This window comes from Rhodospirillaceae bacterium, from assembly GCA_040219235.1.
GTDB lineage: Bacteria > Pseudomonadota > Alphaproteobacteria > Rhodospirillales > Rhodospirillaceae > WLXB01.
The window spans coordinates 1,323,141-1,333,102 of sequence record JAVJSV010000011.1 but is presented as its reverse complement, the minus strand read 5'-3'; the positions used below and the strand labels follow the sequence as shown (position 1 = coordinate 1,333,102).

General features: G+C 49.1%; 11 protein-coding genes and 3 tRNA genes. 8 read left to right on the top strand and 6 right to left on the bottom strand.

Annotation, left to right across the window (positions count from 1 at the left end):
• From RIC29_10215 to RIC29_10205, 3 genes are all read right to left on the bottom strand, one after another.
• On the bottom strand, positions 1-137 hold a 137-nt coding region (locus RIC29_10215; protein ID MEQ8735286.1), incomplete at its 3' end, for a GTP-binding protein.
• A 79-nt stretch (positions 138-216) separates the two neighbouring features.
• Positions 217-290, bottom strand: a tRNA-Gly gene (locus RIC29_10210).
• Positions 291-327: 37 nt separating this feature from the next.
• Positions 328-412, bottom strand: a tRNA-Tyr gene (locus tag RIC29_10205).
• A gap of 107 nt (positions 413-519) precedes the next feature.
• Between RIC29_10205 and rlmB the strand changes: the two genes are divergently transcribed.
• The 3 genes from rlmB to RIC29_10190 all read left to right on the top strand — a co-directional run bounded on the left by rlmB (position 520) and on the right by RIC29_10190 (position 1,839).
• On the top strand, positions 520-1,362 hold the full coding sequence (gene rlmB, locus RIC29_10200; GenBank protein MEQ8735285.1) for a 23S rRNA (guanosine(2251)-2'-O)-methyltransferase RlmB: 843 nt from the start codon (positions 520-522) through the stop codon (positions 1,360-1,362).
• A gap of 124 nt (positions 1,363-1,486) precedes the next feature.
• Positions 1,487-1,562: transfer RNA gene (locus RIC29_10195), tRNA-Thr, on the top strand.
• 19 nt (positions 1,563-1,581) lie between these two features.
• Positions 1,582-1,839, top strand: a complete 258-nt coding sequence (locus RIC29_10190) for a hypothetical protein (GenBank protein MEQ8735284.1) — start codon at positions 1,582-1,584, stop codon at positions 1,837-1,839.
• Here RIC29_10190 and RIC29_10185 read toward each other — a convergent pair.
• Entirely contained in the window at positions 1,834-2,595 is a 762-nt protein-coding gene (locus tag RIC29_10185; protein ID MEQ8735283.1) for a response regulator, read from the bottom strand. The genes RIC29_10190 and RIC29_10185 overlap by 6 nt on opposite strands.
• Positions 2,596-2,730: 135 nt before the next feature.
• On the opposite strand from RIC29_10185, the gene RIC29_10180 reads away from it, so the two are divergent.
• Positions 2,731-3,498 (top strand): response regulator transcription factor, encoded by a 768-nt coding sequence (locus RIC29_10180; protein MEQ8735282.1) that lies wholly within the window; start codon positions 2,731-2,733, stop codon positions 3,496-3,498.
• Positions 3,499-3,557: 59 nt separating this feature from the next.
• On the opposite strand, the gene RIC29_10175 is transcribed toward RIC29_10180, so the two are convergent.
• Both RIC29_10175 and RIC29_10170 read right to left on the bottom strand, forming a co-directional pair.
• A complete protein-coding gene (locus RIC29_10175; GenBank protein MEQ8735281.1) occupies positions 3,558-4,223 on the bottom strand; it encodes a ChrR family anti-sigma-E factor in 666 nt (221 codons plus the stop codon).
• Complete coding sequence (locus RIC29_10170) at positions 4,220-4,732, bottom strand: sigma-70 family RNA polymerase sigma factor (protein ID MEQ8735280.1); 513 nt, start codon at positions 4,730-4,732, stop codon at positions 4,220-4,222. The genes RIC29_10175 and RIC29_10170 overlap by 4 nt, the downstream gene beginning before the upstream one ends.
• A gap of 458 nt (positions 4,733-5,190) precedes the next feature.
• On the opposite strand from RIC29_10170, the gene RIC29_10165 reads away from it, so the two are divergent.
• The 4 genes from RIC29_10165 to RIC29_10150 are packed head-to-tail and all read left to right on the top strand — an operon-like array spanning position 5,191 to position 9,962.
• Positions 5,191-6,564: an NAD(P)/FAD-dependent oxidoreductase gene (locus RIC29_10165; protein ID MEQ8735279.1), complete on the top strand. Its 1,374-nt coding sequence runs from the start codon at positions 5,191-5,193 to the stop codon at positions 6,562-6,564.
• A 5-nt stretch (positions 6,565-6,569) separates the two neighbouring features.
• On the top strand, positions 6,570-7,352 hold the full coding sequence (locus tag RIC29_10160; GenBank protein ID MEQ8735278.1) for a DUF1365 domain-containing protein: 783 nt from the start codon (positions 6,570-6,572) through the stop codon (positions 7,350-7,352).
• Positions 7,353-7,363: 11 nt separating this feature from the next.
• Positions 7,364-8,575 carry a cyclopropane-fatty-acyl-phospholipid synthase family protein gene (locus RIC29_10155; GenBank protein MEQ8735277.1) on the top strand — a complete coding sequence of 404 codons (1,212 nt, stop codon included), beginning with the start codon at positions 7,364-7,366 and terminating at the stop codon, positions 8,573-8,575.
• 34 nt (positions 8,576-8,609) lie between these two features.
• Entirely contained in the window at positions 8,610-9,962 is a 1,353-nt protein-coding gene (locus tag RIC29_10150; GenBank protein MEQ8735276.1) for an MFS transporter, read from the top strand.

Here is a 9,962-nt window from a genome sequence, read left to right as displayed (position 1 = left end):
GCCGTAAACGTCGCCCCTCCAGCTTCCGCCAACACCTTCGTAATCGCTGCTGTCAACGTCGTCTTACCATGGTCAACGTGACCAATCGTTCCAATGTTACAGTGCGGCTTCGTACGCTCAAACTTCTGCTTCGACATGGCTTTCTTTCACCTCGTTTGGGCACCCGACGGTCTGCCCTGACTGACCCCGGAACAACGTGTTCTTCAGGGCGGTAATTGGAGCGGGTGGACGGAATCGAACCGACATAACTAGCTTGGAAGGCTAGGGCTCTACCGTTGAGCTACACCCGCAGAGTATTAGCAACTTTGACACATGACCTCAGAAGAATGGTGGAGGGGGTAGGATTCGAACCTACGTACGCTATGCGGCCAGATTTACAGTCTGGTGCCTTTAACCACTCGGCCACCCCTCCCAACACTAAGGTGCGCCTCAGTTGCGGGGCATCCACCTATGAAGTTTGTCAGTTGTTGTCAACTTTAAAACCTTGACCTGGAGCGCGAAGTGTCCGAAGCGAACGGAATGATACGAAAAAAACACCAGAAAATCAGTAAGTCGAGCAAACGCGGTTCGGCTCAAAAAACGCAAAACGCACATGTCTCAGGCAAGCGCGCTCCAGCCAAAGCTGCGTCAGGGCACTGGCTCTATGGAATACATGCGGTTCAAGAGGCATTAAGCAATTCACAGCGCAGAATTGAAAGGCTCTTAGCGACTCCTGAGGCCGCGCAGAGGCTGGCGGAAAAGGGCCTTAGCCAAGACCAATTGCGCGTCATCGAACCAGCAGACCGCAGCGCTATTGATGAGCTTATAGGCGCTGACAAAGTACACCAGGGACTCGCACTGAAGACTCATCCACTGCCAGATTTAGACATCCAAGATTCGCTCTCCGGACTAGAAGAAACCGAACCTGCCCTCATCATCGCTCTAGATCATGTGACGGATCCCCATAATGTGGGGGCAATCTTGCGGTCCGCCAGCGCATTTGGGGCACGGGCCGTACTCACAACCAAGCATAACGCCCCAGAAGAAACAGGGGTGTTGGCCAAATCGGCGTCTGGCGCTGTTGAGCACGTACCCATTGTCAGGGTCACTAATCTGGGTCGGTCTCTTAAAGAATGCCAGGATCTTGGCTTTTGGGTTGTAGGCCTGGATGCCTCCGGCTCAGAAGAAATTGATCAAATGGAACTGCCGACGCGCTGCGTTCTTGTTTTAGGCGCTGAAGGCGAAGGCTTACGTCCTGGCGTAGCAACCTCATGTGACTATATGGCGAGATTGCCCATGTCTGGCCGAATGGAAAGCCTCAACGTCTCCAATGCGGCTGCCATATCAATGTATGAATGGCTGCGGCGACGCCGAGTTAAATGACACCGGAAAAGGCTTGGACAAAATGTTGGTCCCAGTAAAAAATACACAAGCTTGTCCTTGCCCTTTTCTGCCTTGGGCAATAATGTGCCCGCGCCTCAAGGCTATAATGCCGTGCGGTTAGTTTGCCGGAATAGCTCAGTTGGTAGAGCACCTGATTTGTAATCAGGGGGTCACGGGTTCGAATCCTGTTTCCGGCACCATACCTTTTATGAACTGATCATGCCCCCTCTTGAGCCTGTTCTCAGCTTTCTCATAGATAACGGTTGGATGATTACGGCTGCGCTGTTCAGTCTCGGTTATTTGATCATCCTCGGCATCATGATTAAGAAAATAATGCGGGATCGCAAACTCCCAGAAACCGAGAGACCGGGTCCGCGCCCGCTCTTTTATCTTGGACAAGCCTATCTGGCCTTCGTCTGGCCTATTCCTCTATTCATGATTCTTGAAGCACTCGACTACCTCACGCCTGCCTTATAAGCGTGTAGAACTAAGCAAGGACTGAAGGTCATTAAGAGCATTCAGAAAGAGTTGCCGGTTTTCTTGTGAAGCCGGATTCTCCTTGAAAGCGACTAACGCGGCTTCTGCATCACTCGCTCTGTGGCCGATATGCTCCATACCAAACAAGCCCGCAGATCCTGCCAGCTGATGAAGTCCTTCTCTTAGAGACGCTGTTTCACTATCGCGCACAACCTTCGAATCAGAGATTTCAAAAATATAAGATGATACGAGGTTCTCAATTTGAGAAAGACGCGCAGCAAAAGCACGTTGCAACTCCGCGCCGTAGCTGGCCGGCTGCGCCACAAATTGAATTTCAGGTTTTCCTCCAAAACACTGGTCAAGTTCATGGGTTAGTGTTGTCGGATTAAATGGCTTACTTAGAAATCCATCCGCTCCAGATCTGATAAGCCTCTCTTTTTTCGTCTCCGACAACTCAGCTGCTGTTGTAATTATGATTTTAGTTGCACCGTTTATGCCGACGCGGAACAGGGGCAATGCCTCGTAGCCATCCATGACCGGCATCATCAAATCTAAAAGAATAATATCTGGTGAGAAAAACGAAAGATCCTCTATGGCATCTGCAGCAGATCCATAACCTTGAATTCTTGTTTTCGGATTCACCGCAAGGAGACATGATCTGACGATGTCCCGAATGACAGGATCATCGTCTACAACCATTATACCTTTAATGATTTTCACCGCAGTGTTCTCAACTTCATTCAGGCCATCTCGCAAGGATTTTTCAACCTCACAGACATGCCCCAGTGAGTGAAATCAACTCTAAACAGAAATGCTCACTGGACTAAGTGCCAATATCTGGAGAGAATTATCTTACGCAGCAATCAAACCACAGGTTAACGGCCCCTACAAATGTCAGAAATCGAATCCAGCTCTGGCTCTCGCGACGGCATTCTCATCGTCGAGGACGATCGGCTTGCGCGGGAAGCTTTGCAAAGTTTTCTGACTGATGAGGGGTTTAATGTCCAGACGGCTGGGAATGGAGATGAAATGCGATCCTGCCTAAACAGCGCAATTCCTTCAGTTGTGCTGATGGATCTACGCTTGCCGGGTGAAGATGGATTTGAACTAACGCGATATCTTCGAGACTCTTTTGACCTGGGCATCATCATTCTTACAACTAAAACCGAGCTTGTTGATCGCGTCGTTGGATTGGAAATCGGGGCCGACGATTACGTCACGAAGCCCTACCAACCACGTGAACTTCTGGCACGCATCAGAAGTTTACTGAGACGTCTAGAAACCAATGCAGCAATTGAGTCCTCCGCTACACACAGCACAAAATTTACAGATGTCCCCGTTGGAATATTTCAATTCGCAGGGTGCGCCTTAGATGGTGAACGTCGCAAATTAAATGGACCGAATGGGGAGTTGGTTGATTTAACAACTGGGGAAATCAAACTGCTAAGCGTATTGGTACAAAACCCTTATGTGGCGATGAGTCGGGCAGACCTGATGCAGGCCATTTATCATCGCGAGTGGAACCCGCTCGACCGCAGCATAGATGTCTTAGTGACCAAAGTGAGGCGTAAACTTGAGAAACTCACTGGAGACGTTTCTCTCATTCGCTCGGTCAGAGGTATTGGTTATGAATTAGCGGTAGCAGTCGAAAAGCAATAAAAAAAGCCCCCAGACAAGAGTGTCTAGGGGCTCTATTTCATTGCGCTAAAAATATTATTCTAAATGCGGAAGAATGGCTGCAAGACTTTGGCTATCATGCCGGTCGGCTGTAACTCACCTTCTGTCACAACCAAACAAATGCACTCTTCACCTTTATCCGCAACCGGTTGGTGAACTAGCCCATCATCTGCAGCCTCAACATCACCGCGCTGAAAACTTCCCGTCGCATCGGTATATCCACCAGTAAGCACCATAGTCATTTCGTTCCCGCTATGGCCGTGCATGGGCACTTTGGTTCCAGGCGCAATGCGCAACAAACCGACCTTAGGGCCGCGAGCCTGAGTCTCAATTGCACTATAATGCACGCCTGGCCCCAGCCAACGCCATGACAAATTGCCAAGCTCATTCGGCAAATAGTCCTTCAGTGGTCGAGGCAAGCCTAATGCATCGTGTTGGGCATCTGATATCTGAGGAACAGACTCAAACTTCTCATCATCCTCGTCGTCAAGACGCGCCAATACAGAGTTTAAGGCGCTCGCGCCGACATCTAGAGGCTGAATGTCTTCAAACAATTCACCACTGAGGCTCTCCGCTTTCGCAACCACGCCTCGGCATGCCGGGCACAATGCCAAATGCGTAGCAATCAGTATCGAAGAGGGTTCGTCTAATGACCCAGATGCATACGACCACAACAGATCGTCACTTGGATGATGACTCGCATTCATTCTTTCTCTCCTAACGCCGTGCGTACACGGCGCATAGCCAATCTCAATCTCGATTTCACCGTGCCCAATGGCAGACCGAGTTCTTCGGCAATTTCACCGTGGGGTTTGTCCTGATAAAAAGACAAACGAATCACCTCAGCTTGTTCAGGTGGTAAGGTTGCAACGGCCGCTTTAATCCTGACCTGCGTTTGCCCTATCTCTAAGGCATGATCTGGTGCCACTTCCGCCTCAGGAACAAAAGCCGGGTCTTCAGGGTCAAAGTTAGGTCTTCTCTCTTTACGCAGCGCATCAATTCTCAGATTACGAGCAACTGTAAAAATCCACGTCCCGGCTGAAGCTTTGTTCGCATCAAATCTGTCAGCCTTCCTCCAGACCGATAGCATCGCTTCCTGACTAAGTTCATCAGCAGACGCCTGGTTCGCACCTTGGCGCATTAAATAGGATTTAATTCTTGGGGCATAATGAGCAAATAACTTTGCAAAAGCGTCTTTATCACGCTTTTCAGCCACTGCGACCAAGAGCCCAGTCATGACCACTGTATCAGGTAGAGCAGTTGCCCCCGATTTATTGCCAGTCACTGCGCGTCTTCCTCGCCGATTGCCCGGCGGCCCCTTAATTACGACTGCGGGTGAACTTGGAACGTCATACCGTTCTTGAACACCAAACACAAAAAACTCCCTCTTACTGCAATATAAATTCCTTACGCAGATTGAGTGGATATAGATCACTCATTGGAGAGTAACAGTTAATGAGGTGAACCGATTCCGTATTTTAACCGTATAGTTTTAAAATCAGTAATACTTTGCATTTTCGTATTATACTTTTTCAATTGCACATTCATGCAATAATCCCAGGGTTCACCCATTGATCAAATTAGATAAGAATAAACTCTCGGGATTCCAAGCATTTACAGTTAAGAGAGTGCACTGCACAGCACGTTGTGCAAAGCAATATGGGGCCTTTTTCAATGCGCAATGAAGCCAAATTAAAGATCGCCGTCGTTGGCACAGGAGTATCTGGACTGTCAGCTGCATGGCTTCTGAACAAGCGCCACGATATTACCGTGTTTGAACAAGACTCCAGAATTGGCGGACATTGCAACACCGTCGATGCTTTGCTCAATGGCCCTCAGGGAGGGAAAACTGTTCCTGTTGATACTGGATTCATCGTTTACAACGAGTCGACTTATCCAAATTTGACAGCACTTTTTAAACATTTGGACGTGCCAACCGAAAACAGCGTTATGTCATTTTCAGCATCCATAAGTGATGGTGGATTCGAATACTCAGGTGCCGGATTGAAAGGTCTGCTGGCCCAGAAAAGAAACTTCATGCGGCCCCGTTTCTGGACAATGCTTATAGACATCCTGCGTTTCTATCGAGAATGTAAAGCTGCTGCACTACTCCCACAGAACGCAAACGTTACTTTGGGCGAATATTTGAAGTCTTCTGGCTACGGAAATGCTTTTTTGCGGGATCATATCTACCCTATGGCAGCGTCAATATGGTCTGCAAGTTTTGAAGAGATCCGTGGGTATCCTCTCACAGCTTTTGTGCGGTTTTTCTCTAATCACGGCTTGCTAGAAACCCAACATAACAAACGCCCACAATGGAAAACCGTATCCGGTGGTAGTAAAGCCTACGTGAAAAAAATCACTGCGGAATATGCAGAGAAAATTTTAGTAAATACGAAAGTAAAAGAGATACGCCGCTCACAAGATTACGTCACCATTACAACTGAAGATGGTCAAAGCCATAAATTTGATCACGTCGTTGTGGCGTCACATTCAAATCAAACTTTAGCGATGCTCAAAGATGCATCACATGAAGAAACGAGCCTTTTGGGTGGCATTCGGTATGAGGCAAACCATGCCGTACTCCACACCGACCATGCGCTCATGCCCCGTCGGAAGCGCGCCTGGGCAAGTTGGAATTATATTTCTTCTGGCTCCGGCTCAGATGATCAACTGGTCTGCCTAACCTATTGGATGAATCTACTTCAGAACGTAGATGTTCAATACCCCGTGTTTGTTACTCTTAATCCACACATAAAACCGGACCCTGCAAAGATCATTCAGTCGTTCGATTATGAGCATCCAATATTTGATCAGAAAGCACTGGAAGCCCAAAAACAGTTATGGAAACTACAGGGCAAACATAGAACGTGGTATTGCGGTGCCTACTTTGGGTACGGTTTCCATGAAGATGGACTGCAGTCTGGACTTGCCGTCGCTGAGGCTTTAGGCGGCGTAAAACGACCCTGGATAGTCGAAAATGAATCCGGTCGACTGTGCTTAGCTGAAGTCGACGATGCACTATCTATCCAATCTCAGGCGGCCTAACGCACATGACGGCATTTGAGTCATCGCTGTACACTGGCACGGTGATGCACCGCAGAACGCGACCCAAAAAACATCGCCTTACCTACAGCGTCTTCGCAACCCTTCTGGACCTGGATGAACTCCAGAGTATAGATAAAGAAGTCACAGGATTTGGTTATAACCGGCTTTCATTATTAAGTTTTTACGATCGTGACCACGGACCTGGAACAGGCCAGCCTCTTCGTCCGTGGGTCGAGAAAACCCTTACCCAGTCAGGCATCTCAATTGATGGCGGACCAATCAGACTTCTTTGCTATCCGCGCATGTTGGGATACGCTTTTAATCCACTTTCAAATTATTTCTGTTACGCACCCGATGGTAAGCTCGTCGCAGTTCTTCACGAGGTTTCTAACACATTCGGCCAACGCCACTGTTACCTTTTCGATGCGCGGAGTGATGATGGCCTGGTCCGCCATTCAGTTAAAAAATGTTTCTATGTTTCACCGTTTATCGACATGGATATGATTTATAATTTTCGCATTCGCCCTCCTTCTGACGATGTTTCAGTCGCCATTCACGAAACCGACGATAACGGCACACTCCTGTTTGCGTCGTTTGCAGGGGTACGCAAACCACTAACACGTTGGGCTATGGTAAAAGCCTTTTGCAGTTATCCCTTAATGACACTTAAAGTTATCGGTGGCATTCACTGGGAAGCATTTAAACTTTGGCGCAAAGGTGTCCCCCTTGTCCGTCGCCCAAAACCACCAGAACATCCAGTAACATTTGCATCTCATAGAAACGGTTGACCGAGGAATGTATGGCCAATCCCAATAACGAACACTCCATCTTTAAAGACAGCGGACACGCTCTCGTTGGTAAAGTCATCGAGGTTTTAAGCAAGATCACAATTGGCACCATGGATTTAACGCTGCCAGATGGGTCACAGCACCGCCTCGGCCCAGGTGGCGCTCCAGAAACCGTTATGGTCATCAATCGTTGGCGGGCTGTTCGACGGCTTCTGACGCAAGGGGATATGGGCTTTGTTGAGTCTTACCTGGATGGCGACTGGGACAGTCCAGACCCTTCAAAGGTGGTTGAGATCGCTGTTATTAACCGCCCGTCCGCCAAGACAAATGACCTTCAAGGATTTTGGCATCGTGTTTTCAATCGTGTCGCCCATATGCGGCGTCCAAACACGAAGCGTGGCGCAAAAAGAAACATCGCAGCTCACTACGATTTAGGAAACGATTTCTACCAGCAGTGGCTTGACCCGACGATGACTTACTCATCGGCCTACTACATCACGGACGATCAGCCGCTTGATCAAGCGCAGACAGAAAAATATCGGCGCATTGGTGAAATGCTAAACCTGCAACCTGATCATAATGTGCTTGAAGTTGGCTTTGGCTGGGGCGGGTTTGCAGAATTTGCAGCTAAGGAATATGGATGCAGAATTACTGGGCTGACCCTGTCTCAAGAACAACTTAAGTTTGCCAGCGAACGCATGCAACGCGCAGGTTTAGCTGATAAGGTTGATCTGCGCTTACAAGATTACCGTGACGTTGACGGACAATTTGACCGCATCGCTTCCATTGAAATGTTTGAAGCGGTGGGCGAAGCAAACTGGCCAAATTATTTTGGCATGATTCGTAATCGCCTGACACATGGTGGAGAGGCTGCGCTACAAATTATCACGATTGATGACGCCTTCTATCAAAGGTATCGCAGTGGAGCAGACTTCATACAGCGCTATATTTTTCCTGGCGGCATGCTCCCCTCAGTCAAGGCTCTGACTGATGAAATCCATCGCGCAAAACTAAATCTTGCTGATTCCACAACATTTGGTGACAGCTACGCCGTGACACTCAAGGAATGGCGGCAACGGTTTCTCGCAGCCTGGTCATCTATAGAGCCCATGGGATTTGATGATCGTTTTCGCCGGATGTGGGAAATGTATCTTGCCTATTGCGAGGGTGGATTCAGAGCGAAGTCTATAGACGTCGGGCAGTTTAAGGTCGTTCGCACTTAAAGCTACGCCTGCCGTAACCTTTGAAAGATGGATGATGGCATCTGCCCCCCCAGTCTCGTTACGGCGTCTTGCAGCATACAGCGCACCTGCATTCGCGTTGGCCATGCCAACTATCCCCGCCTTTGTGTATTTGCCAGCCTTGTACGCAGAGAGTTTGGGGTTGGCGGTTGCCGGTTTGGTGCTGCTGAGCGCAAGGCTTGTTGATGTTGTCTCTGATCCACTCATTGGCATTCTCAGCGACAGATACACAACACGTTGGGGTAATCGAAAACCTTGGATACTGGTTGGTGGCCTGATCGCCGGTTTTGCGCTCATCAAACTCTTTCAACCACCTGAAGACGTCACCACAGCGTATCTATTGATCTGGGCTGTACTCCTCTATCTGGGGTGGACATTGATCTCTGTTCCTTACACTGCATGGGGCGCAGAACTGAGTAATGATTACCACCAACGATCTCGCATTACTGGCGCACGGGAAGGCGTAACCCTGGTTGGGATTTTAGCCGCAGGGGCCATTCCGGCGATTACAACAAATATGGGATGGAGCGAGGCAGATGGGTTGTCCGCAATTTCTTGGCTGGCGATTGCGATAGGCGGGCCTGCTATTGCGATATTACTCTGGGGTGTGCCTGAGCGGCCACAGAGAACACAAAACCGCTTTCGCGAACGGTTTTCCTTTAGCGCCGTACAAAGTGCGGCCCGCGTGATCGCTGGCAACAAACCCTTTATGAGATTAATCGCGGCTTGGTTCATAAATGGCATGGCTAACGGCATTCCAGCCGCACTCTTTCTACTGTACCTTGAACATGCTCTTGGCGCGGACAGTGGACAGCGCAGTCTGCTGATATTGGCTTATTTTTTGAGTGCCGTCATTTCTATCCCACTCTGGCTTTGGTTAAGCAAACAGGTTGGTAAACACCAAGCTTGGTGCTGGGCGATGGTTTTGACCTGCGCCGCGTTTTTATGGGTTCCGTTTCTGGCACCCGGCGACATTGCCTTGTTTACAATCGTTTGCATCTTTACGGGACTGGGGTTAGGTGCCGATTTAGCCCTCCCCCCAGCTTTGCAAGCTGATGTCATAGATTTTGATCAATTGAGAAGCGGAACGTCCCGGGCCGGCTTGTTTTTTGCTTTGTGGAGTATGTCGACAAAAATGGCGTTAGCGTTGGCCGTGGGTATCACGTTCCCGATTCTGGACGCATTTGGTTTCTCTGCTGACGGGGACAACTCAGCATCCGCATTGTGGACACTATCTGTGATCTACTCCTGGGTTCCTGTCGTACTTAAATGTGTAGCAATCGCGGCAATCTGGACATTCCCGATCACGCGGGAGCGGCAAGAAATGATCAGACGGCGCTTAGATAAGCGCATTGGGCGGCCTGCATAG

Coding starts and splice junctions, on each gene's coding strand:
- RIC29_10190 (MEQ8735284.1), top strand. CDS start 1,582: ATGCCCCCTCTTGAGCCTGTTCTCAGCTTTCTCATAGATAACGGTTGG.
- RIC29_10175 (MEQ8735281.1), bottom strand. CDS start 4,223: ATGAATGCGAGTCATCATCCAAGTGACGATCTGTTGTGGTCGTATGCA.
- RIC29_10155 (MEQ8735277.1), top strand. CDS start 7,364: ATGGCCAATCCCAATAACGAACACTCCATCTTTAAAGACAGCGGACAC.
- RIC29_10160 (MEQ8735278.1), top strand. CDS start 6,570: ATGACGGCATTTGAGTCATCGCTGTACACTGGCACGGTGATGCACCGC.
- RIC29_10180 (MEQ8735282.1), top strand. CDS start 2,731: ATGTCAGAAATCGAATCCAGCTCTGGCTCTCGCGACGGCATTCTCATC.
- rlmB (MEQ8735285.1), top strand. CDS start 520: ATGATACGAAAAAAACACCAGAAAATCAGTAAGTCGAGCAAACGCGGT.
- RIC29_10150 (MEQ8735276.1), top strand. CDS start 8,610: ATGGCATCTGCCCCCCCAGTCTCGTTACGGCGTCTTGCAGCATACAGC.
- RIC29_10165 (MEQ8735279.1), top strand. CDS start 5,191: ATGCGCAATGAAGCCAAATTAAAGATCGCCGTCGTTGGCACAGGAGTA.